Annotated in this window: 21 protein-coding genes and 1 riboswitch; of the genes, 13 read left to right on the top strand and 8 right to left on the bottom strand. The window is 34.2% G+C overall.

Features of this window, described 5'->3' with window-relative positions:
* Nucleotides 1–45 precede the first annotated feature (45 nt).
* From WAX78_RS06185 to WAX78_RS06170, 4 genes are all read left to right on the top strand, one after another.
* Entirely contained in the window at nucleotides 46–1,347 is a 1,302-nt protein-coding gene (locus WAX78_RS06185) for a carbohydrate ABC transporter permease (protein WP_336481429.1), read from the top strand.
* Nucleotides 1,348–2,190, top strand: coding sequence for a maltosaccharide ABC transporter permease MalD (malD, locus tag WAX78_RS06180; protein WP_336481428.1), 843 nt, complete (start codon nucleotides 1,348–1,350; stop codon nucleotides 2,188–2,190). It abuts the gene before it with no gap.
* 289 nt (nucleotides 2,191–2,479) lie between these two features.
* A complete protein-coding gene (locus WAX78_RS06175) occupies nucleotides 2,480–3,505 on the top strand; it encodes a LacI family DNA-binding transcriptional regulator (protein WP_336481427.1) in 1,026 nt (341 codons plus the stop codon).
* A gap of 131 nt (nucleotides 3,506–3,636) precedes the next feature.
* Nucleotides 3,637–3,867 carry a hypothetical protein gene (locus WAX78_RS06170; protein WP_336481426.1) on the top strand — a complete coding sequence of 77 codons (231 nt, stop codon included), beginning with the start codon at nucleotides 3,637–3,639 and terminating at the stop codon, nucleotides 3,865–3,867.
* Nucleotides 3,868–3,906: 39 nt separating this feature from the next.
* Here the strand turns inward: WAX78_RS06170 and WAX78_RS06165 are convergent, their stop codons facing one another.
* Nucleotides 3,907–5,064, bottom strand: a complete 1,158-nt coding sequence (locus tag WAX78_RS06165; protein ID WP_336481425.1) for an aminotransferase A — start codon at nucleotides 5,062–5,064, stop codon at nucleotides 3,907–3,909.
* A 108-nt stretch (nucleotides 5,065–5,172) separates the two neighbouring features.
* Complete coding sequence (locus WAX78_RS06160) at nucleotides 5,173–5,373, bottom strand: hypothetical protein (protein WP_336481424.1); 201 nt, start codon at nucleotides 5,371–5,373, stop codon at nucleotides 5,173–5,175.
* A gap of 215 nt (nucleotides 5,374–5,588) precedes the next feature.
* Between WAX78_RS06160 and WAX78_RS06155 the strand changes: the two genes are divergently transcribed.
* Entirely contained in the window at nucleotides 5,589–6,875 is a 1,287-nt protein-coding gene (locus WAX78_RS06155) for a HAMP domain-containing sensor histidine kinase (RefSeq protein ID WP_336481423.1), read from the top strand.
* Between the two features lie 23 nt (nucleotides 6,876–6,898).
* Here WAX78_RS06155 and WAX78_RS06150 read toward each other — a convergent pair whose 3' ends face one another.
* Entirely contained in the window at nucleotides 6,899–7,657 is a 759-nt protein-coding gene (locus tag WAX78_RS06150) for a DUF3967 domain-containing protein (protein WP_336481422.1), read from the bottom strand.
* Between the two features lie 238 nt (nucleotides 7,658–7,895).
* On the opposite strand from WAX78_RS06150, the gene WAX78_RS06145 reads away from it, so the two are divergent.
* Entirely contained in the window at nucleotides 7,896–8,330 is a 435-nt protein-coding gene (locus WAX78_RS06145; protein WP_336481998.1) for a NucA/NucB deoxyribonuclease domain-containing protein, read from the top strand.
* Between the two features lie 42 nt (nucleotides 8,331–8,372).
* Entirely contained in the window at nucleotides 8,373–8,768 is a 396-nt protein-coding gene (gene comJ, locus WAX78_RS06140) for a competence protein ComJ (RefSeq protein WP_336481421.1), read from the top strand.
* A 231-nt stretch (nucleotides 8,769–8,999) separates the two neighbouring features.
* Here comJ and metE read toward each other — a convergent pair whose 3' ends face one another.
* The 4 genes from metE to WAX78_RS06120 form a co-directional block, all read right to left on the bottom strand.
* The gene (gene metE / locus WAX78_RS06135; protein ID WP_336481420.1) at nucleotides 9,000–11,288 is read right to left on the bottom strand and encodes a 5-methyltetrahydropteroyltriglutamate--homocysteine S-methyltransferase; all 2,289 of its coding nucleotides are present in this window, start codon (nucleotides 11,286–11,288) and stop codon (nucleotides 9,000–9,002) included.
* 129 nt (nucleotides 11,289–11,417) lie between these two features.
* A riboswitch (cobalamin riboswitch) is annotated at nucleotides 11,418–11,606 on the bottom strand.
* Nucleotides 11,607–11,711: 105 nt separating this feature from the next.
* Nucleotides 11,712–11,981, bottom strand: coding sequence for a hypothetical protein (locus WAX78_RS06130; RefSeq protein ID WP_336481419.1), 270 nt, complete (start codon nucleotides 11,979–11,981; stop codon nucleotides 11,712–11,714).
* Nucleotides 11,982–12,198: 217 nt separating this feature from the next.
* Nucleotides 12,199–12,759 (bottom strand): PadR family transcriptional regulator, encoded by a 561-nt coding sequence (locus tag WAX78_RS06125; protein WP_336481418.1) that lies wholly within the window; start codon nucleotides 12,757–12,759, stop codon nucleotides 12,199–12,201.
* Nucleotides 12,760–12,834: 75 nt separating this feature from the next.
* Nucleotides 12,835–14,370, bottom strand: a complete 1,536-nt coding sequence (locus WAX78_RS06120; RefSeq protein ID WP_336481417.1) for an MDR family MFS transporter — start codon at nucleotides 14,368–14,370, stop codon at nucleotides 12,835–12,837.
* Between the two features lie 651 nt (nucleotides 14,371–15,021).
* Here WAX78_RS06120 and WAX78_RS06115 point away from each other — a divergent pair.
* From WAX78_RS06115 to WAX78_RS06100, 4 genes are all read left to right on the top strand, one after another.
* Nucleotides 15,022–15,543, top strand: a complete 522-nt coding sequence (locus WAX78_RS06115; protein ID WP_336481416.1) for a hypothetical protein — start codon at nucleotides 15,022–15,024, stop codon at nucleotides 15,541–15,543.
* 206 nt (nucleotides 15,544–15,749) lie between these two features.
* Nucleotides 15,750–15,917 (top strand): hypothetical protein, encoded by a 168-nt coding sequence (locus WAX78_RS06110; RefSeq protein WP_336481415.1) that lies wholly within the window; start codon nucleotides 15,750–15,752, stop codon nucleotides 15,915–15,917.
* Between the two features lie 408 nt (nucleotides 15,918–16,325).
* Complete coding sequence (locus WAX78_RS06105) at nucleotides 16,326–17,144, top strand: peptidoglycan-N-acetylglucosamine deacetylase (RefSeq protein ID WP_336481414.1); 819 nt, start codon at nucleotides 16,326–16,328, stop codon at nucleotides 17,142–17,144.
* 56 nt (nucleotides 17,145–17,200) lie between these two features.
* On the top strand, nucleotides 17,201–17,821 hold the full coding sequence (locus tag WAX78_RS06100) for a YkyA family protein (RefSeq protein ID WP_336481997.1): 621 nt from the start codon (nucleotides 17,201–17,203) through the stop codon (nucleotides 17,819–17,821).
* A 31-nt stretch (nucleotides 17,822–17,852) separates the two neighbouring features.
* Here WAX78_RS06100 and WAX78_RS06095 read toward each other — a convergent pair whose 3' ends face one another.
* Nucleotides 17,853–18,311, bottom strand: a complete 459-nt coding sequence (locus WAX78_RS06095) for a YkyB family protein (protein WP_336481413.1) — start codon at nucleotides 18,309–18,311, stop codon at nucleotides 17,853–17,855.
* Nucleotides 18,312–18,581: 270 nt separating this feature from the next.
* Here WAX78_RS06095 and WAX78_RS06090 point away from each other — a divergent pair, with 270 nt between their 5' ends.
* Both WAX78_RS06090 and WAX78_RS06085 read left to right on the top strand, forming a co-directional pair.
* Complete coding sequence (locus tag WAX78_RS06090) at nucleotides 18,582–20,120, top strand: Ppx/GppA family phosphatase (RefSeq protein WP_336481412.1); 1,539 nt, start codon at nucleotides 18,582–18,584, stop codon at nucleotides 20,118–20,120.
* A gap of 110 nt (nucleotides 20,121–20,230) precedes the next feature.
* On the top strand, nucleotides 20,231–22,339 hold the full coding sequence (locus tag WAX78_RS06085; RefSeq protein ID WP_336481411.1) for an RNA degradosome polyphosphate kinase: 2,109 nt from the start codon (nucleotides 20,231–20,233) through the stop codon (nucleotides 22,337–22,339).
* The last annotated feature ends 73 nt before the right edge of the window (nucleotides 22,340–22,412 follow it).

Raw genomic sequence — 22,412 nt, 5'->3', positions numbered from 1 at the left:
ACGAATTCTCCTCCTTCCAAGGGGAAGAAAAAAGGGGGAAGAACTATGCAAACATCCTTTGAACCAACACATGCAGTAAACGGTTCAAAACACCGGAAAACAGCGATAGCGTTGTCTATTATTCCAGGTATTGGTCAACTGTACAATAAACAATATGTAAAAGGTATCATTTTTTTAGTATTAACTTGTTCGTTTTTTGTAGCATTTGCTGATTTGTTAAATATCGGGTTGTGGGGAATTGTAACGCTCGGTACAGAAGTTCCTCGTGATCACTCTATTTTTCTATTAGTAAAAGGTATTTTAGCGCTTATTGTTATTGCATTTGGACTAGGTGTATACACCTTTAATTTATATGATGCGTATCAAAACGGGAAAAAGCGTGATGTAGGAATACCACTAAACTCTGTGAAAGAACAATATCATCATTTATTAGATCAAGGTTTTCCATATTTGATGGTTTCACCAGGTTTTCTTCTATTAATTTTTGTTGTTGTACTTCCAATTATTTTCGTCCTATTAATTGGATTTACCAATTATGATTTATATCATTCTCCTCCTGCAAAACTTGTAGAGTGGGTTGGGTTTAAAAACTTTGTTGATATTTTTACATTGCCAATGTGGCGAGACACATTTGTAAGTGTATTTTCTTGGACTGTGATTTGGACCTTTGTCGCAACGACATTACAAGTTGCACTTGGTATTTTCTTAGCCATTTTAGTTAATCAACCGAGTATTAAAGGAAAAGCAGTAATTCGTACAATTTTCATTTTACCTTGGGCTGTTCCGGCATTTGTATCTATTCTCGTATTTGCTGGTATGTTTAACGAATCATTTGGAGCAATTAATAATCAAGTGTTAGCTCTATTTGGAATCGAAAACATTGCTTGGATGACAGATCCATTTTGGTCGAAAATCGCTTTAATTTTTATTCAAACATGGCTCGGATTTCCTTTTATTTTTGCGATGACGACAGGTATACTGCAATCGATTCCAGGCGAATTGTATGAAGCTGCTACGGTAGACGGTGCGACAGCTTGGCAACAATTTCGTAAAATTACATTGCCGCTCGTTTTATATGCGACTGCTCCTATTTTAATTACACAATACACATTCAACTTTAATAATTTCAGTATTATTTATCTGTTTAATGGTGGTGGTCCAGCTGTAGCGGGACAAAATGCAGGTGGAACGGATATTTTAATTTCCTGGATTTATAAGTTAACGATGACATCAGCTCAATATGGAAAAGCAGCAGCATTAACGATGATATTATCGGTAATCGTTATTTCAGTTGCTTTATGGCAATTTAAAAGAACAAAATCATTCCAAGAAGAGGATATGATGTAAATGAATATAAAACGACAGAAGATGTTACGCCTTTCATTAAGTTATTTCGTAATTTTCGTGATGTGTGTTATTATTTTCTATCCATTATTATGGATTATAGGCTCCTCGTTTAACCCAGGAGATAGTTTGTCGGGATCAAGCATAATTCCTAAAAATGCAACGCTGGATCATTACAGAAAACTATTAGATCTTTCACAAAGTAACTATGTACTTTGGTATAAAAATACATTGAAAGTTAGTATTTTGACAATGATTTTCTCTGTATTGTCAATTAGTTTTACAGCATATGCGTTTTCGAGATACCGTTTTGTTGGGAGAAAGAATGGTTTGCTAACTTTTTTAATTCTTCAAATGGTTCCAAACTTTTCAGCATTAATTGCATTGTATATATTAGCGCAGCTGACAGGGTTAATTGATACACATCTAGCATTGATTTTAATTTATGTCGGCGGTGCAATTCCAATGAATACGTGGCTCATGAAAGGGTACTTTGATACAATTCCAAAAGAATTAGACGAGTCAGCCCGTATGGACGGGGCAGGACATTTTCGGATTTTTTGGCAAATTATTATGCCTTTGGCAAAGCCAATTATTGCGGTTGTAGCGTTGTTTACCTTTATTGGTCCATTTACTGATTTTATTTTAGCAAGTGTTATTTTGCGTACACCAGAAAATTATACGTTAGCCGTTGGATTATACGAAATGGTAGCGAAAAAATTCGGTAATGAGTTTACAACATTTGCAGCGGGATCGGTATTAATTGCAATACCAATTTCAATTTTATTTTTATCATTGCAAAAATACTTTATTTCTGGTTTAACAGCTGGGGGAACGAAGGGATAAATGGGACATTATGTTCCATTTATCTTTTTTAATAGGAATATTGGTTTAGATGACATAAGAACAGGGTAATTTTAAAAAAAATAGTATATAGTATAGGAAAATAAGGTTCTATCCCTTACAATACATGAAGAGGGAAAATATAGATATAGATTTACATTAATAGAAGTTTTTATGAATGGAATAAGGTGTAACGTCCATCAGTGGGGAGTTACTGTCCGCCAATAGCAGGATAAAAATAGAGATAACTTGTATAAATAATGTAGATAAAAAAGAAAGGAGGAACAAATTTATGACAGTTACAATTAAAGATGTGGCAAAAAAAGCAAATGTTGCTCCTTCTACGGTTTCACGTGTTATTGCTGATAATCCGAGCATTAGTGAGAAAACAAAACGACGCGTTCGTAAAGTGATGGCTGAATTAGGATATCACCCGAATTTAAATGCGAGAAGTCTTGCAAATCAAACAACAAAAACGATTGGACTTGTTATGCCAAGCTCTGCGAGTAAAGCATTTCAAAATCCATTTTTCCCAGAGGTTATTCGAGGAATTAGTTCATTTGCACATGGAGAAGAATATTCATTGTATATGTCAACGGGAGAAACGGAAGAAGAAATTTTTAATGGTGTTGTGAAAATGGTGCAAGGAAGGCAAATCGGTGGCATTATTCTTTTATATTCCCGTATGAATGACCGTATTTTAGAATATTTACACAGGCAAAATTTTCCGTTTGTTCTCATTGGAAAACCATATGAACGAAAAGAAGAGATTACATATATTGATAATGATAACTATGTAGCTGCACGAGAAGTAACGGAATATTTAATTTCACTTGGCCATAAACGAATTGCTTTTATCGGTGGTGATTCGGATTTACTCGTTACGAAAGATCGCCTCGCTGGAATGGCAGATGCATTAAAACTAGCTGATATATCTTTGCCAGCTGAGTATGTTTTAAATCTTGGATTTTTACGAGAAAGTGGTCAAAAAGCGGTAGAAGAACTTATGACACTTGATGCACAGCCAACAGCTATTATAGCAACGGATGATTTAATTGGATTAGGTGTACTAAGTGCTTTATCAGAAAAGGGAATTTCTGTGCCGGAAGATATTTCTATTGTTAGCTTTAATAACGTATTATTGTCTGAAATAGCAAATCCACCATTAACAACAGTCGATGTAAATATTTATCAGCTAGGTTACGAAGCAGCGAAATATTTAGTTGATAAAATTGAACATTGTGAAACTTCACCGAAGTGTATTATTATCCCACATAAATTGGTGAAACGCCAAACATGTAATGAAATATTGAAATAGAATCTAAGGTGGTATCGTATAGATAAGATTAATTTAAACAAATTGTAAAATGAAATATTTATAGACGTAGTCTTCTCACCTAGAGCTAAGTTGTATGGTAAACATACAATAATAGACAGGAGGTGAAGAAGATGGATAAATCAATGAAGTATTTCTTAGTAGTAGTTGTTGGTTGGTTATGGACAGTACTTGCTGGAGTAATGGACCAATCATTAACAACAGGTTTTCATTATTTTTCTATTTATGCATTAGATGGACTAATCCATTTCATTCAATATGTAGTGACATTAGTTGGCTGGATAACAGTTGGATTATTTGGTTTTTTTATCATAAAAGATGGTTGGAAAGAGAAGAAAAGATAGTATAAATGCAAAAAAAACTAAGGGGAAAGGATATTCCTCTTAGTTTTTTTGTTGTATAAACGTTTCTAAACGGTCACAGCCTTCTTTTAGCATTTCCATACTATAAGCATAAGAAATACGAATGTACCCTTCACCGTACTCAGAAAATGCTGAGCCTGGAACAACTGCAAGTTTAGCTTCTTTCACAAGCTCCATTGCGAAATCAAAAGAAGAGGAGTTTAGATTACCGATATAAGGGAATAAATAAAACGCTCCTGTTGGCTTTTCAACAGTTAATCCCATTTGTACAAGACGGTTGTATACATAATCACGACGCTTTTTGTATTGATGACGCATCATACGGGGTGCGTCCTTTGCTGCTGTTAATGCTTCAATTGCTGCATACTGAGCAATTGAGGTTGCACATGTAACGTTGTATTGATGGACTTTTAAAATTTGACTAGCTAAAAAGTTTGGTGCAAATAAAAAACCAATACGCCACCCTGTCATAGAATGAGATTTTGATAAACCATTAATTACAATCGTTTTATTTCGCATTTCTGGGAAATTTGCAATAGATATATGTTTATTCTCGTATACAAGTTCGCTGTAAATTTCGTCGGAAAGAACAAAAATGTTTTTATCCTTTAATACTGTAACAATCTCTTTGAGTTCTTCTTCTGATAACGTTACACCAGTTGGATTTGATGGATATGGTAATACGATGCAACGGGTTTTGTTTGTAATTGCTTTTTCGAGTGCTTTTGCTGTTAAGCGGAATCCTGTGTCACGGACGTCTACAAAAACAGGTTTTGCACCGCATAGACGAATAATAGGTTCATAACCCGGATAAACAGGAGCTGGTAAGATTACTTCAGTTCCTTCTTCCAAAATCGTACGAAGGGCGATATCGATTGCTTCACTTGCCCCGATCGTTACAATTGTTTCATCTTCCGGGGAATATACTAAATCATAGCGTTCTTTTAAAAAATCACAAGCAGCTTGTCGAAGCTGTAATAGCCCCGCATTATGCGTATAACTTGTAAAGTTTTCTGTAATAGCCCGCTTAGCAGCTTCTTTCACTAAAGAAGGAGTTGGGAAATCAGGTTGTCCAATAGTTAATGAAATAAGGTCATCATAATTTTGAATCATGTTAGAAAATTGGCGGATTCCGGAAATTTGAATATCCTTTACACGAGGGTTAATAAATTGTTCCATTTTGTCTCCCTTTCTTCCGTTGCAAAATTTCTTTTTATTGTATCATATTTATCATACAATCGCTTTGAAAAGCTACAAATAAAAAAGATCGCCAAGGCGACCTTTTGTTTAATACCCGTATTCCCAATCGATTTCGTCTTCACTCCAAAGGACGGAAGAAACTTTTCCTAGATGTATTACTGAGTTGTTTATAGAGCATGCACAATCGTTTGTACCTGTTTGCTCTTGTAATTTTTTATACACCGATTTCTCAACATTTTCTAGTACAACAAGATTTTCCTCGTTTAAGACGAGCGCAGTTCCTGTCATTTTATTTTCCTCCAATCGATTTCTTAACCTGTATTTATTGTATCTTGTGCAAGGACAATTTGATACATAGTTTACAATCATTTTGAAAAGTTGTAACATTTGTGAATTAATTTCCACAAATTGTTTACAGTAATATTGAGAATAGTCTAAAAAATAAAACAAATTTGTCAATAAAATGGTATAATCATATCAAAATGAATATAGGGGATGAGGGGATGGTACTTATCCATGATTTAATGATTCAAGTCGCTATCATCATTTTGCCGGTATTTTTGTATGAAGCAATTCGTTTAAATCGCTATCAAAGCATGCTTCAAAAGCGCAATCGCTATTTTATTGTATTATTATCAACAACTACGCTTATCCTTTCGATGACATATCCGATTTGTGCTTGGGAAACCTGCAATTATAATTTTCACCAAATTCCAATAATTAGTGCATTTTTATATGGTGGCGCAGTTGGTATGATTCCAGCTGCGATGGCTATTTTATATGATGGATTTCTTCATGGTTTAAACTGGTTGCGGCTACTGGAAATTATTTGTATCTCTATAATCCCTTTGTTATTATCTAAAAAGTGGAGTGCATTTCCAAGAAATAAAAAAATTATTTTATCTTTTATGTTGATATCTTTTTATACACTCATTTCTTTAGGGGTTAAAATAGTTAGTTTGTTGTTAGAGAAGGGCTTTACGCCAATGGTATCTTATTTGTACAGCGAATACATATTTGCCTCTTTTATTATGATTATGACGATGACATTCCAAGTGTATTTAACAGAGTATTTATATGAAAATGCAATGTTACGAACTGAAATGCAAAAGTCTGAGAAATTAAATATTGTCAGCGAGTTAGCAGCAAGCGTGGCCCATGAAGTTCGTAATCCACTTACAGTTGTGCGTGGATTTATTCAATTGTTAGAAAGTACAGAAGATGTTAAGAATAAAGAATACATGCGCCTTGTTTTGGCCGAATTAGATCGGGCGGAACAAATTATTTCAGACTATTTAAATTTAGCTCGGCCGCAAATCGATAAGAAAGAACATATTTGTTTATCCGCACAGCTTATTGAAATGACGACGTTAATGTCTTCCTTTGCTGCAATGCGAGGTGTATATTTACAGGTTGAAATTGCAGAGAATTTATATACGATAGGTGACAAAACAAAATTAAAACAAGCGATTATGAATGTTGTAAAAAATGGTATTGAAGCAATTCAAGAAAATAAAGGGTATTTAAAAGTGACTGCATTGCAAGAGGATGAATCTATTGTTATTCGTGTTAAAGACAGCGGTGTTGGAATGACAAAAGAGCAACTAGCGAGACTTGGACAACCATACTATTCATTGAAAGAAAAGGGAACAGGGCTTGGATTAATGGTTACATTTAGTATCTTACAAGCTCATAATGGTACACTTGTATATAAAAGTGAAATTGGACAAGGAACAGCAGCGATTATTACCTTACCGGCCGCGAGGCAAAACATAGTATATAAAGAATAAAAGTTACCGAGGTACGGTAACTTTTATTTATTTACTTCTCCTGTTTTTTCAGATTTAAATCGAATGAATAAACTTTTAAATGATTTAAATAAACTTTGTTCTTGTGAAGCAGCAACTAATCGTTTTGTTTCTTGAATTTCTCGAATGACTTGCATAAGTTGAGCATCCCGATTGTTTTCCTTATGATAAACTTGATTCATAAGTTTGTTCATTTTTTCTTCTTGTTTGGATTCGCGTTTATACATATGATTCATGAGTAAATCCATTTTTTCTTTTTGCAGCGCATCAGTTTCTGCTGCGTGATCTACAAGATTTTGTAACATTTCCTCTTGCTTTGATTCTTTTACATATACTTGGTGCATTAATTCGTTTAGCTTTTCATCTTTTAAACGATTCTGCGTAATAAGGGTAGAATTTTGATGAATAATTGCTTCGTTTAATTGAGCAAGCATATCTAACTTGTGCATAAATTCTTCAAACTTGTGGTCTTGCTCTTTTAATTGTAGGTCTGTATTTTCCTCTACAATAGCAGGGGAAGCTGGTGGAGATTCCTCTTCTTTCAGTATAAATGCAATCGTTCCCATAATATCTTCTTCCAATGTAGCGGCTCGCTCGTGAATCAGTTTTAGTAGTCGTAAATCATCCATTTTATACGTGCGAGATTCAGCAGTTTTATCAATTAAATAGCCATGTTGTTCTAAAAGTTGGCTATATTTACGAACCATATTTTTGGGAATTCCCGTTTTATTTGTGACATCTTTCGTTTTATATGTTCCGCTCATGACATTTCCTCCCTAAAAAGTATCATGTATACCAATTCCATTTCTTGTTTTGGACTTCCTTTGAAAAAAAATGTCGTAAGGTAGAAAGTTTTCTACATGTTTAGTGGAAAGTTGCACAAAATGGCATGTTATTGATGGAAAAGAAGATAGGAATATAGAATAATGTCTGAAAACATAAGAATATGAAGTTTGTTATAATGAAAGAGAAAGAGGAAGAAAAATGGAGGATGTAAGCTGGATGAAACAAGTAAAAGGTATTTTGATTACAATTATTGCAATTCTGTCCTTATTAATTGGGGTATACAAGGTTCTGATAACGCCAGCATCAGAAAACAAGAAAGAGGTAGCGTACGACCGCATTCTTGAGTTTCCGAAAGAACGATATCCGGAAACAGGTAAACATATTGCAAACGCAATACAGGAAGGGCATTCTAATATTTGTACCATTGATCGAAATGGTGCTGCAGATAGAAGGAAACAATCGCTAGCTCCATACCCGCCAAAGAAAGGCTATGACCGTGATGAATGGCCGATGGCGATGTGTAAAGAAGGTGGAAAAGGAGCGCACATTGAATATATTAATCCCACAGATAACCGAGGTGCTGGCTCATGGGTTGGTAATAAATTAGATCAATATCCAGATGGAACACGGGTGAAATTTGTTGTGAAATAATATATTGCTTCACATCACTTAATAGAAAAAGGAGTGAAAAGAGTGGAGTTAACAATTTCTTATGCACAATTGATAGTAATGAATCAAGATAGGACATCTCCGTATGTAGATTGGACGGATACAGATTTTGAAAGAGGCTATGCTAGGGTGGAAGGAACGATTATATTTGAAGCCTTATCTGATTATACGTGTGAAGTAATGGTATTTACTCAGAAATTTGTAGAAAAGAAAGAAGCAATACGAACAGTATCAGTTCCGTTTACAGTGTTACAAGAAGGAGTGTTTATAAGCAGTGTACTAGCAAATCGACTTCATTTTCTTGTTCCATCAGGAGAGTATATAGTGACTATGCAAGCAATTCTCCTAGAAGAACCTTCAGCAGATGGCTTGTATAAGGTAAGATATGAATTGTTTTTTGAAGAGAACCTACATTGGTAACGTGGCTTTTCAAGGGCGCAAGTATATTGTTAATTATGAATGCAGGGTAAACCTTTCGTTGTTTTGTTAAGTAGTATAGCGTTCTTTTAATAAGGTGAAACTTCCATCAGTAGGGGGCTTCATCCCCCACAGATGGAAAGCTCTCACCAATCGGACTTTTACTGCCAACAAGTAGCGGAATAAAATTAGAAACCTACTGTCCCTTGGACAGTAGGTTTCTAATTTTGATTATCATACATTTGCTTGCAAAAGCTGGCGAGCTTTTACAGCCGCCTTTACCATATGTTCTAATGCAGGAATAACTTCTTCTGTTTTTCTTGTTTTTAATCCGCAATCTGGATTAATCCAGAAATATTTTGGATCGCATACCTTTAATGATTGTTCTGCAATTGCATACATTTCATCTATACTTGGAATACGTGGGCTATGAATGTCATATACACCAAGTCCAATTCCCTTTTCATACGGATGTTCTTTTAATGTATCAATAAACTCCCCGTGGCTTCTTGATGTTTCAATAGAGATAACATCTGCATCAAGCTGACGGATCGCTTCCACAATATCTTCGAAGTTACAATAACACATATGCGTATGAATTTGTGTTTCGTTTTCCACTGAAGAAGTAGAAAGGAGGAATGCTTGAACAGCCCATGTTAAATATGTGTCCCAATCTTTCTCTTTTAACGGCAGTCCTTCACGCAGTGCAGGTTCATCAACTTGAATAACACGAATACCAGATGATTCAAGTAATTTAATTTCATGTCGAAGTGCCAGTGCAATTTGGTAAGCAACTTCCTTTCTTGGAATATCGTTACGAACGAAAGACCAATTTAAAATTGTCACAGGACCAGTTAGCATGCCTTTGACAACTTTATTAGTACAACTTTGTGCAAATACTGTTTCTTTTACTGTCATACCATTAATAAACGCAACGTCACCATAAATAACAGGAGGTTTCACACAGCGAGAACCGTACGATTGCACCCATCCATTTTTCGTAAAGGAGAAACCAGCAAGTTTTTCACCGAAATATTCTACCATATCTGTTCGCTCAAATTCGCCATGAACGAGAACATCAAGACCAATTTCTTCTTGATATTGAATCCATTTTTTTGTTTCTTCTTCAATAAATCGTTCATACTGTTCATTTGAGATGTCACCACTACGCCATTGTTTTCTAGTTTGACGAACTTCTTGTGTTTGCGGAAAGCTACCAATTGTTGTTGTTGGAAGCAACGGTAAATTCAGTGCTTTTTGCTGTAAGTCATAGCGATCTTTAAATGAAAGAGGACGAGAAAAGTCTTCTTCTTGTAATGCTGATAGTGTAGATTGTACATCTTTACGATTACGAACTGCAGAAGTCTGAATTGCTTCGTGAGCATTTCGATATGTTTGTAATTCATCAGAAATATTTTCTATTCCATGAACGAGAGCTGTTTTTAAAATAGTAAGCTCTTCTAATTTTTGATTTGCAAAAGCAAGCACATCGTATAATTCGTTTTCAAGGTGTGTTTCAATTGTCTTATCAACAGGAGTATGAAGTAAACTACAAGACGGCTGTACAATCCATTCTTTTGGTTGGATAGTTTCTTGTAATGTATTGATAAGAGAAAGGGTTTCATCCAGGTTTGCTCTCCAAATGTTACGACCATCTATACAGCCAAAACCTAATACTTTATCGGATGGGAATCCATGTTGTAGTAGGGCGCGCAAATTACCTTCTTTACCGTGTACAAAATCAAGTCCAATACCAGTAACCGGGAATGAAATAATCTCTTCATAGTTTTCTTCTATACTATCAAAATACGTTTGCAGCATAATAGATATATTTGGAACAGCATTACGAATCGTTTCATATAATTCTTTCGCTATACCAATTTCTTGTTTTGATAAGGATGTAAAGATTGGTTCATCAATTTGAACCCAGCGTACGCCAGCATCTTGTAATTCTTGTAGCAATTGAATGTATGGCTGTATTAATTTTTGTAAAATGTTTGAGAAGTGTTCTTTTTTATAACCTTTTGCTAAGCTTAAAAACGTATACGGTCCTAATATAACTGGTTTACCATCAACGCCAAGTTCTTGTTTTGCTTCTTCATATAAACGAAGTGGACGATTGTCTTTAAGAGAAATATGTAAGCCTTCCTCATATTCTGGAACGATATAATGATAATTTGTATTAAACCATTTCGTCATTTCAGAAGCAACGTGATCTTTTGAACCGCGTGCCATACCAAAGTATACGTCAAGCTCTGATGTATACTTTGAAAAACGAGAGGGGATAAACCCAAGCATACATGCTGTATCAAGGACATGGTCATAATATGTAAAGTCACCAATTGGGATGAGATCGATTCCTTTTTCTTGTTGTACTTTTACATGTTGAAGGCGAATCTCTTTCATTTGTTTCACAAATTGTTGTTCATCCACTTTGTTTGCCCAAAAGGCTTCTAAAGCTTTTTTCCATTCACGATGTAATCCAATTCGCGGATACCCTAAGTTACTTGTTTGAATTGTCATTTTGATTTCCTCCCCTAAATATAAGTAAGCATTTCCGTTTACTCGGAAATGCATTTAACGAAAAGTAGACATAGAGGCAGAAAATGCTCCTCTTTCGTTAAAAACACTTCCTCATCATCCGTGAGTCTATCAGTGCCGTTAAAATAGGCAGGTCTCCTGGCTCATGCATCAGCGATTTCTATCACCTTCCCGTTTTCACAGTGGTATATCGAAAGAAATCTTTGCACTTACAGTGGCGGGACCGCGTTGGATTTTCACCAAACTTCCCTTTTAAACACGAAATAAATCTTTTCGTGTACCTATCTCCTTTTGGAAAGGAATTAGCGTATTTGATATTGAAACAAATTCTAACATAATATTTTAAATTTTGTCTACCATTTTAAATATGAATATTATAAATTTTTTGAAAAATATTTAATTACATTAACATTTTTCTAAATGCCACCACCAATGTGACGATGGGTATGTATGGGAGATATTATAGTAATAAGACTGTATACGTTTATATATATCGTGAGCATGATGAAAGAGTAAGCGGTCATAGGAGAGTAGTTCTAGTTGTTCATTTGGATGTAATGTATGAGATTGAAAGGCAATTTCACTGCGAAGAATTAGGATGTATAAGATTTGTTTTTGTAAATAAGAATGGTAGTATACAGAGAATCCATATTGTTTAATTAAATTATTCTTCATAAGATGCCACCTCCTTTATTCCGCTATACGCGGGCAGTATCAACTAACCATCAGTGGGGGATGAAGAACTCTCCACTTATGAAAGTTTCACTTTATATATTCGTATTGTAATGAAAAAGGGAAGAGGTTACAAAAAAGAAAAAAGGAAAAAAACGCTTAGGAAAATCCGTTTTTATGAATACAAAAAACAGTCACTCCTTGGTGACTGTTTCGATGTTTAATTATCTAATTCTGTATTGATTTCTGAAAGTTGTCCCTCTAGTGCGTCTTTATACAGTTTTTTCAGCCAACGAAATTCAACAGAAGCATGATCAATAACATTTTCCAAAATATAAAGCTGTGTACGGGGAATGCTAGTCTTATTATTTGTATATATGTTTTGCATCGTTGTTATAAATGTCTGTGTTTCTTCAATTTTCTTTTTAAGAATCGGAACAATGCGTTGATTGTCACTGAAATGACTAAAAGAAAGACCTGCGTAGATTGGTTTATATATATGATTTTTTGCTTGAATTTGCTCGAGTACAAGAGTATGAAAGAGCTCTTTTCCTTTTTCTGTAATATGATAAATTGTTTTATCAGGACGGCTTGTATCACGTACGATATGTGTAACAGCGATAGCGTCCTGTTTTTCTAGCTGCTCGAAGGCGTAATATAACGACCCTTTTGCATATTTAATATAGCAATTCATTTGCCTTTCTTTCATAATATGCTGCACTTCGTAAGGGTGTTTCTCTCCTTCGAGAAGTAAACCAAGAATGACTAATTTCATGCTCATCTTGTTTCAACTCCAATAACATCAAACTACTAAATTTAATATAACCTCCTCTCTATTCAGAAGAGGAGGCTCATATTAACTAACTTGTTTTTGTTTCTTGCTTCCTGGTACAATCAGTCGCTCTTTTCCCATTAATAAGATGCATATAATACTAAGTGCTGCAGGAATAAGCGCCCATAAAAATGTATCAGCGATAGAGGTTGCTAGTGCCTCTTTAATGCCATGTAAAATTTGTGGTGGCATTTTTTCAGTCGCATTTGGAGATAATAAGAAACTTGTATCGCCGCCTTTTGGAGCCATCTTTGCTAGTTCTGGTGGGAAAACAGATTTTAGTTTATCTGTAAATGCATGATTTTGAATCGTACCAAAAATTGTTACACCAAGTGTCATACCAAGTGAACGGAAGAAAGAGTTTGTTGATGTCGCCGAACCTCGTTCTCTCATACTTAAATTATGAATAGAAGCCATACTTAAGACAGAGAAGGAAAACCCGACGCCAAATCCAGCTAAAATCATAAAGACTGTAACCATTGTACGTGACGTATCGACTGTTAACGTACTTAATAGATACATACCAAGAATAAAGAAAAGACCAGAGATCATCATAATGTTACGGTAACTTGTACGCGTTGATAACTGTCCACCTATTTGGCTTCCAATAACAGACCCTACCATCATCGGTGTTAAAATTAATCCAGCATTTGCTGCGGATCCACCAAGAACACCTTGGATGAAAATGGGAATATACATTGTACAAATAATAAATGTTGCACCGTATAAGAAGGCAACGCCTTGACTTGCTGCAAATAAACGTTTTTTGAATAAATGGAAAGAAATAATCGGTTCTTCCACTTTTCGTTCAATAAAGAAAAAGATAATAAGCATAATAGCAAATGTGGCAAATAAGCTCACAATTACGCTTGAATCCCAAGCATACTGTTTACCTCCGAGTTCTAAAGCAAACATGAGACAAACAATACCGATAATTAAAGTAACAGCGCCTGCCCAATCAATTTTTTGTTTACTATATTGTAAAGATTCTTTATAGTATTTTGTAATTAAAAAGAGCGAGATAATCCCTAATGGAATATTAATATAAAATACCCAGTGCCAGCTAATATAGTCAGTAATATAAGCACCTAGAAGCGGTCCAAACACACTTGACGTTCCAAAAACAGCTCCAAATAGTCCTGTCATTTTACCACGTTTTTCTGCTGGGAAAATATCATACATAATGGTAAATGCGATTGGCATAAGAGCACCACCGCCAATTCCTTGAATTGCACGGTATACACTTAATTGTTCAATGCTAGATGCAGTGCCGCAAAGTATTGACCCAACTAGAAAGAGAAGTAATCCTCCTATGTAAAAACGTTTACGTCCGTACATATCTGATAGTTTTCCGAAGATAGGCATTCCGGCCATTGTAGCTACCATATAGGCAGAAGTGACCCATACAAATTTATCAAAACCGCCTAAATCACCTACAATAGTAGGCATTGCAGTAGCAACAATTGTGTTATCCATTGCTGCTAGTAGGATTCCCAGCAACAATCCTGTTACAACGAACTTTGTATTACTTGCTTGCTTTTGAGTTATTTGTTCCTCCAAGCATAACCCTCCTTTGTATATCAACAATAAATTATATTATAGTCAAATTTGACTAAATGACAAATAATTTTTTTTCGGCAAAATTATTTTGTCGTACATATGTATCTTTTAGTCAAAGAATATAAACATATTTCCTGATTAAATAATATACATACAACTTATTTAATCAGGAAATATGTAGAAAATATACTATCGGTTACTTATTTATAAAAAGTGTAGAAATGAAGAAATATAAAATGTCTTAAACAAAACATATTATTGAAAATGATTCATAATATAGGAAGTGACAAAAGGAAATGGTGCGTACTTATAAGAATTAGAGAGGACAGGAAACTGTCTATGTATCGTCATGAAATATAGAGGAAATTGAAAAAATAATAGAATGAGAAACAATATATAAAGTGAAGGTTTTATCAGTAGGAAAGTTTTTCATATGCCACTTATGGTTAGTATAAGATAAAAGAATACATGGGATCTTATCAGCAAAGCTGTACATGATGTACAGCTTTTTTAGAATGATTTTTTCTTTCGCTTATCGAATACTATATAAAGTAGAGGATAGAAAAAGGTTAAGTTTTTGTCGAAGGCCGCGAAGAAAAAAGTAGAGAGTATGAAATTTATATATTTAATATTAGAGTGGGGTGAATTTGTATGGTGGAATATTGGGGGGAGTTAGAAAATCGTGAAAAGTTTTCTTTGTGCATACAACCTTCTGTATGGTCAGGAAGTAATGATAAGGATTTAGCTCATAAGCAATATGCTCCTCATATAGATGTAACGCTTACGGTGTGTAATATGGAACAACAGTCTTCGTTTTCAGACACTATTTATTATGAACTGCAAGATATAATTGCGATTCAAATTGAAGTGGATAATAAAGGGGAAGAGGCTGTTTCTCGTATATGCGTAAGTCATATGATTAGAGATCAATTATCGTATATACCAAATACATTAACGTCCAATAATGGAGAATACGAATTTCTTTTTCAACTTGTTCGTTGGCGTATTGATAACTTATCGCCCAAAGAAAAAGCATGTTTAGTATTGCAAGTAAAAGCTAAGCGAAACAATATATCACCTTCTTTACCTCTTCGTGCTACGTATACATTCCAACATAACCAACAAATGTATGGACCATTGCAAACAAAACAGGCCCTGCTGATAAAACGATAAAAACGAATTTATTTTAAGTAATTGAATATCGCCCTATATGAGTACAAATAAAAAAGAAGGAAACTATCCATATGCAATAGATGATTTCCTTCTTTTTTGTTGAAATAAACTTTTTAAATATTATCTCGCATTAACTGGCATTAAGATCCCCACCTCAAGATTGAGAGGAACTAAAGATTAGTATTTTAGAACCAAACCTAGAGCGAATGGTTCTAAAAGTAGAACAAACATTGGTGCAGACAGTTCGAGAAAGAGATGTTATAACATGCTGGAAAGAAAATGAATATGTAATGATTGCAGCAGATAAGGGGCACGAACAATCAACATTAATGAATCGAATTACTAAAAAATTTAACAAAAATGTTGCAAGATGATATTGTACACATCACATTTATATTTGGTGGAGCAACATATCCAATAGAGGGAGAATCATTTGAAGTGCTATTAGAGCTAGCAAAAATACGATTATATCAAAATAGAGTCATGTAACAAGTAAAATTACAACATTATTATTTCGAAACATTTTTTTCATTTTTGTTACAACATATTGTGTGTTTTGTAACAAATCCCTTTAAAAATATGGTTAATCATCATATAATTAACGATGGATGTGTCAGTACATTTTGCACAATGATTTCTCATTAAAAGTGTAGAGCAGGAAAAATCTCTACACTTTTCCTTTTGAGGACAATTGTAAAATAATCGGAAAATATTGCATCGATTCCTTTGTACTGTGTAAAATGAAACAAGTAGAGATAGAAAGATAGAAAGGGAATGATAGAATGGTAGACGTTACGAACCGCCGCTCTACAGTAATTAAGCGGTTGGTTATTGTTGTTATTGCAATTTGTGCTGTAGCAGCAGGGTTTTTTATGTTTCAATCAATTACTTCTCCTGCAAAAGCAGTTGCGAATCAAAAAAATTCTGTTCAGTTCGCAAGTGAACAGCCCAAAGTAGAAATGAAAAAAGTAGCGCCCGAAAAATATAACGGTCAAGTACGTAAAGTAGTATATTTAACATTTGATGATGGACCAAGTGAATTTCAAAAAGAAATTTTAGATATTTTAAAGAAAAATGATATAAAAGGAACATTCTTTATGATAGGTGGGAATATTCCAGCCTATAAAGAGAGTGTGAAGCGCTTAGTAAAAGAGGGAAATTATCCGGGTGTTCATAGTATGACACATAATTATACAAAGCTGTATAAAGAAGGTAAATTTGTTGAAGAAATGAAACAGGCACAAGATATTATGAAAGAGGTAACAGGCATTCACCCAAACCTTGTTCGCTGTCCATATGGAAGTATGCCTGGACTTACTCAGGCGCTGCGTGATCAAATGGCATCTGCTGGTATGAAAGAATGGGATTGGACTGTTGATTCTTTAGACTGGAAATTACCGGGGAATCCAAACGGAGTTACCCAAAATGTTGTCTCACACGTTAATAAAGAACGAGAAGTTGTTTTAATGCATGAGAAAAAGCAAACAGTGCAAGCTTTACAAACAATCATTGATGATCTTCGTAAAAAAGGGTATGAATTCGAAGTATACGATGAAGCAGATCATTTTCCATTAAATTTCTGGCATGATAATCGCATATAAAATAGGAGGAATTGAAGTTGAAATATAAAAAGGTAGCACTAGTAGCAGTTATATCAATGAGTTTACTTGCAGGTTGCTTTGGACCTAAACCAGAAGAAGAGCTATACGTAGCATTTGAGAATGCTGCAAAACAAGAAAAAACAATGTTTGAAGATGCGAAAACATTGGAAACATTAGAAAAGCAAGGACAAGAATTGTACAACCAGATTGTAAAGGACGGAAAAGATAGCAATCAAGTGGTAAAAGAGAAATTGGATCAAGCTATAAAAATCGATGCAGATCGTGAAAAAGTATTAGATAAAGAGAAAGAAACGTTAGATAAAGCACAAAAAGAAGTAAAAGATGTGGATACAAATATAAAGAAACTGGAAGATAAAAAACTGCAAGAACAAGCAAAGAAAGTACAAGATGCGTATAAAGGCCGTTATGATGCTTTTAACAAAATGTATGATAGCTATAAAAAATCATTAAAATTAGAAAAAGAATTGTATACGATGCTGCAAGCACAAGATGAAAAATTAAAAGCGATTAGTGAGAAAGTAAAAGCTGTAAATCAATCTTATCAAGATATCGATTCTCCAAAAAATAAATTTAATGAATACACAAAACAATATAATCAAGAAAAATTGTCCTTTTATAAGCAAGCAAACATTAAAATAAAAGAAGATAAAAAATAAAGAAGCTTTGGCCAAAACGGCCAAAGCTTCTTTATTTTTTTGTGTAAGTACGACGATACCAAGGAATGGATTCGTTTAATTTTTTTTCTTGTTGAAATGCTTCTTCCCCAATATACTGCTGGAGCATTTTTTTAGCAGATGTTAAGGATAGATGTGTTTTTGGATTTCGATATGCACAATCAAGGCTACCGAGATGTGGAAGGTTACGAAAATCATCTTTCGTAGGAGGAATATGGAAGTAATAATTACCTGCTCGGACAAGAACGTCAGATTGTTGCTGGCTAAAGCGTGGGTTTTTGGAAAAGTGTAAACCTTCTTTCGTAGCTTGTTTTTCTGAAATTAACCGTTCTAAAGCTGTCTTTTTTAACCAATATAAATATTTCGGATTTGTAGCTGATTTTGCATGTCGGTTGACACTGAAAATTGCTTCAGCAAGTTGATGGACCGAAAATTGATTGTAGGAACGAGACTGGGATTGTGAAGACTTCATCTTAGCACTCCTTTCCTGTCTACAGTATCATAATTTAATAAAAGCTAGCAATTCTTCTATATAGAAAGCTATTATATGTATTTTCAATATTAAAGCAATGTTGTGAAAAAAAACAACTATTTTGTATAATAGTTATATCTTTCTTTGAAGTAAGGTAATACTTTATTTAATATCTAGAAGAATCTCTTATTCATGAACTTAAGTGCGCTTACGCTATGTTGGACAGGCTTTTAAAACTTTAAATAATGATATAATGATACAAAGAAAAGGATGACGAGAGTGTTGAAACAACAATATGGGATTATTGATATTGGATCAAATACGATGAGATTAGTTATTTATGAAAAACAAAATGGTGGCTTTTACAAAGAAATTGAAAATACGAAGGTAGTTGCTCGCTTACGCAACTATTTAGTAGAGGGTGTTCTAACTGAAGAAGGAATCCATATATTGTTACATACTTTGCTGCAGTTTCAAGAAAGCACGCGGTTTCACCAGTTACATAAAGTATTGTGCGTAGCAACCGCAACAGTTCGGCAAGCTAAAAATCAAATGGAAATTAAACGTCTTGTTGAAGAACACACTGATTTTCAGATTCGGGTATTGTCTGAGTATGAAGAAGCACGTTATGGATATATAGCAGTTATGAACTCCACCTCTTTCACAGAAGGAATTACTGTTGATATTGGAGGCGGAAGTACAGAAGTTACTTATTTCCAAAATCGAGAAATTATCGAATATTATAGTTTTCCATTTGGAGCTTTGTCATTAAAGCAACAATTCATTCGTCATGATACACCAACTTCAGAGGAACTTGAGGAATTAAGAAATTATTTATGGTATGAGTTTCAATCGCTTCCATGGCTCAAAGGTAAGAAATTACCGTTAATTGCAATTGGAGGTAGTGCACGGAATATGGTGAACATTCACCAGAATCTAATTTCTTATCCGATTTCTGGATTACATTTATATAAGATGAAGCCAGCTGATATTGAACATGTGCACGAACATTTACTAAGGCTTTCATTTACAGAACTGCAAAAGTTAGAGGGTCTTGCTAAAGATCGAGCTGATACCATTATTTCAGCAGTAGAAGTGTTTAGGATGTTAACAACTATTATAGAAGCGCCATCTTTTGTGTTGAGTAGAAAAGGACTGCGAGAAGGTGTTTTTTATGAAGAGTTAACAAATTCACTTGGGATTACTTATTATCCCAATGTTGTGGAAGAAAGCTTACATTTACTTTCTTATGAATATGAGATGGATATGAATGTTGTGATGCAACTTATGAAAAATGCCATGACTATTTGTAAAGAATTAGGAAAAAAAGGGGTTATTTCCTTTACGCAAGAAGATTGGACTCTGCTTCATAGGGCAGCAAAAGTATTTAATATTGGAAAATATATTGATGAAGAGTCAAGCAGCCAGCATACGTTTTATTTGTTAGCAAATAAAACGATAGATGGCATGATGCATAAAGAAAGAATTAAATTAGCATTAATTGCTTCATATAAATCGAAATTGTTGTTTAAACAATGTATCGAACCATTTACAGATTGGTTTGAAAAAGACGAACAAAGAAAAATACGATTATTAGGGTCTATTTTACAATTTTCTGCAGCATTAAATGTGACAAATCGTAATCTTGTCGAATCCATTCATATTGTAAATAACGAAGATGGTCTTGCTTTTTATATTTGCTGTAAGCAATCAGCATTATCCGAAAAAGTACAGGCGGAAAAACAGAAAAAACAGCTGGAAAAAGCTTTAAAAGCAAACATTGAACTATATTTTCACGAAAAATGTTAATTTGTACGAACTTCTTTACGAAAAATTTACATTTCTTTCAAAGGATATTTGGTAAAATGAATATAATAAAATTATATTGATAAAGCTTTAGAGGGAAGTGTGATGGGGAGATGGAAACGGTGAAGAATAGTCTTATAAACTTCAATGATACGGCTTATTATAACAATCGTGAATTAAGTTGGCTTGCCTTTAATGAGCGAGTATTACAAGAAGCGCAAGGTGACTGTAATCCATTATTAGAGAGATTAAAGTTTATCAGTATTTTCAGCTCAAATTTAGATGAGTTTTTTATGGTGCGTGTTGCAGGATTGAAAGATCAAGTAAGAGCTGGATTTAATCAGCCAGAAAATAAAGCTGGATTAACGCCGAAACAACAGTTGAAAAAGATTTCAACTAAGGCACATGAATTAATGAAAGTACAGTATGATACCTATCAAAATATTGTATTTCCTGCGTTGAAGGAAGAAGGAATAGAATTATTATCTTTTCACGATTTAACGAAAGAACAACGAGAATTTATTGAAGAATATTTTGATGAGCAAATTTTTCCGGTGTTAACACCTGTGGCAATTGATGCGTACCGACCGTTTCCTATGTTATTGAATAAAAGCTTAAATTTAGCTGCTATTTTATATGATGAAAGACAAACAGTAGAAGAAAATCGGACCAAGCTTGGTATTGTTCAAGTTCCATCATTATTAGAGCGCTTTATTTTTTTACCAAATGAAGATAATAGGCAAAAATTCATTTCTTTAGAAGATGTGATTAGTAACTTTACTCATAAATTATTTACAGGATATATGGTATCTTCTGTTACGCGTTTTCGCATTACACGTAATGCGGATTTGACTATTCATGAAGAAGGCGCACGTGATTTATTAAAAGTAATTGAGAAAGAATTAAAAAAACGAAAATGGGGCGCAGCGGTTCGTTTAGAGGTAGGAACAGATAACTTAGATGAACGAGTATTATCTTTATTATACGAAGCGTTAGAAGTAAAAGATGAAGATGTATATATGATTGATGGCCCACTTGATTTAACATGTTTATTTGCGCTTTATAAGAAGTTAGCATCTACATATGACAATTTGATCTATCCAGCACTTATTCCACAGCCACCTCAAGATTTAGGTGATGAAGAAGATGTGTTTGAAAAAGCTCTAGAACAAGATATTCTATTGCATCATCCATTTGAATCATTTCAACCTGTCATTGATTTTGTAGCAGATGCAGCAGAAGATCCTGATGTGTTAGCAATTAAACAAACGCTGTATCGTGTAAGTGGAGATTCCCCCGTTATTAAAGCTTTAAAAACAGCGGCAGAAAATGGGAAGCAAGTGACAGTACTTGTGGAATTAAAGGCTCGTTTTGATGAAGAAAATAACGTTCACTGGGCAAAAGAATTAGAAAAAGCAGGTTGTCATGTTATTTATGGTGTTAGCCATTTAAAAACACATAGTAAAATTACGCTTGTTGTAAGACGGAAATATGGGAAAATTGAACGCTTTGTCCATTTAGGTACAGGTAATTATAATGATGCAACAGCGAAATTATATACTGATTTTGGATACATTACATCACGTAAAGATTTCGGTATTGATGCGACAAACTTTTTTAATTATTTAAGTGGGTATACCATGAAACCTCATTTTCATCAATTATCCGTTGCACCGTTTGATATTCGTCAGCAATTTATTGAACTCATTGATGAAGAGATTCGTTATCATAAGCAATATGGAAATGGTTATATTATTGCGAAAATGAATTCGTTAACAGATAAGCCGCTTATTCAAAAGCTATATGAAGCATCACAAGCTGGCGTGAAAGTTGACCTCATTGTAAGGGGAACTTGTTGTTTACGTCCCCAAATTCCAGGTGTAAGTGAAAATATTCGTGTCATTAGTGTAGTAGGCCGCTATTTAGAGCATAGTCGCATTTATTATTTTCATCATAATGGAGAAGAAAAGTTATTTTTATCGTCAGCCGACTGGATGACGCGTAATATGGAAAAACGTGTAGAAATTTCATTTCCAATTTTAGAGTTTGATATGAAAGCGCGAATTAAAGATATTTTACAACTCATTTTAGATGATAATGTAAAAGCACGTGAACAAAATGAGCATGGAGAATATTACTATGTAGTAAATGATGATGCGCAAGAAGTTGAAAGTCAAATGAGACTCTTTCAAATGGCATATACACACACAGAGGAAGAATAAAGTGAAACTTCCGTCAGTGGGGGCTTCATCCCCACTGATGGAAAGCTCTCACCAATCGGGCGCATGCCAGTAG

Origin of the sequence: Bacillus yunxiaonensis (assembly GCF_037104695.1) — a bacterium.
Lineage (GTDB): Bacteria > Bacillota > Bacilli > Bacillales > Bacillaceae_G > Bacillus_A > Bacillus_A yunxiaonensis.
The sequence above is the reverse complement of the archived record's forward strand: the minus strand, read 5'-3'. Positions and strand labels throughout refer to the sequence as shown.

Coding starts and splice junctions, on each gene's coding strand:
- WAX78_RS06185 (WP_336481429.1), top strand. CDS start 46: ATGCAAACATCCTTTGAACCAACACATGCAGTAAACGGTTCAAAACAC.
- malD (WP_336481428.1), top strand. CDS start 1,348: ATGAATATAAAACGACAGAAGATGTTACGCCTTTCATTAAGTTATTTC.
- WAX78_RS06175 (WP_336481427.1), top strand. CDS start 2,480: ATGACAGTTACAATTAAAGATGTGGCAAAAAAAGCAAATGTTGCTCCT.
- WAX78_RS06170 (WP_336481426.1), top strand. CDS start 3,637: ATGGATAAATCAATGAAGTATTTCTTAGTAGTAGTTGTTGGTTGGTTA.
- WAX78_RS06165 (WP_336481425.1), bottom strand. CDS start 5,064: ATGGAACAATTTATTAACCCTCGTGTAAAGGATATTCAAATTTCCGGA.
- WAX78_RS06160 (WP_336481424.1), bottom strand. CDS start 5,373: ATGACAGGAACTGCGCTCGTCTTAAACGAGGAAAATCTTGTTGTACTA.
- WAX78_RS06155 (WP_336481423.1), top strand. CDS start 5,589: ATGGTACTTATCCATGATTTAATGATTCAAGTCGCTATCATCATTTTG.
- WAX78_RS06150 (WP_336481422.1), bottom strand. CDS start 7,657: ATGAGCGGAACATATAAAACGAAAGATGTCACAAATAAAACGGGAATT.
- WAX78_RS06145 (WP_336481998.1), top strand. CDS start 7,896: ATGAAACAAGTAAAAGGTATTTTGATTACAATTATTGCAATTCTGTCC.
- metE (WP_336481420.1), bottom strand. CDS start 11,288: ATGACAATTCAAACAAGTAACTTAGGGTATCCGCGAATTGGATTACAT.
- WAX78_RS06130 (WP_336481419.1), bottom strand. CDS start 11,981: ATGAAGAATAATTTAATTAAACAATATGGATTCTCTGTATACTACCAT.
- WAX78_RS06125 (WP_336481418.1), bottom strand. CDS start 12,759: ATGAGCATGAAATTAGTCATTCTTGGTTTACTTCTCGAAGGAGAGAAA.
- WAX78_RS06115 (WP_336481416.1), top strand. CDS start 15,022: ATGGTGGAATATTGGGGGGAGTTAGAAAATCGTGAAAAGTTTTCTTTG.
- WAX78_RS06110 (WP_336481415.1), top strand. CDS start 15,750: ATGGTTCTAAAAGTAGAACAAACATTGGTGCAGACAGTTCGAGAAAGA.
- WAX78_RS06105 (WP_336481414.1), top strand. CDS start 16,326: ATGGTAGACGTTACGAACCGCCGCTCTACAGTAATTAAGCGGTTGGTT.
- WAX78_RS06100 (WP_336481997.1), top strand. CDS start 17,201: ATGAGTTTACTTGCAGGTTGCTTTGGACCTAAACCAGAAGAAGAGCTA.
- WAX78_RS06095 (WP_336481413.1), bottom strand. CDS start 18,311: ATGAAGTCTTCACAATCCCAGTCTCGTTCCTACAATCAATTTTCGGTC.
- WAX78_RS06090 (WP_336481412.1), top strand. CDS start 18,582: ATGACGAGAGTGTTGAAACAACAATATGGGATTATTGATATTGGATCA.
- WAX78_RS06085 (WP_336481411.1), top strand. CDS start 20,231: ATGGAAACGGTGAAGAATAGTCTTATAAACTTCAATGATACGGCTTAT.